The organism is Pseudomonas frederiksbergensis, from assembly GCF_003732665.1.
GTDB classification, from domain to species: Bacteria; Pseudomonadota; Gammaproteobacteria; order Pseudomonadales; family Pseudomonadaceae; genus Aquipseudomonas; species Aquipseudomonas frederiksbergensis_G.
On sequence record NZ_MOBP01000199.1, the window covers coordinates 1 to 297 of the forward strand.

Annotated in this window: 1 protein-coding gene; it reads right to left on the reverse strand. The window is 62.6% G+C overall.

Annotated features, from left to right (window positions below; all coding sequences use genetic code 11):
- A partial coding sequence (locus tag BK665_RS33800; protein WP_123410664.1) for an ATP-binding cassette domain-containing protein occupies nt 1-297 on the reverse strand: 297 nt, incomplete at both ends.

Sequence of the window (297 nt, forward strand, 5' to 3'; positions counted from 1 at the left end):
AGCGCCCGGGCAATCGCCACACGCTGTTGCTGACCACCGGAAAGGCGTCGCGGGTAAGCGTCTTCCTTGCCCGCCAGGCCAACCCTGGCCAACAGCTTTTTACCCAGGGCAACGGCTTCGGCGTGCGGGATCTTCTTCACGATGATCGGGCCTTCGATGACGTTTTCCAGGGCGGTGCGATGGGGAAACAGGTTGAAGTTCTGGAACACGAAGCCCACGTGCTGGCGCAAACGTCGCACCAGGCCTTGCTGCTGGTTCAGCGGGCGGCTGCCATCGATCTCGATGTCGCCGACCTTG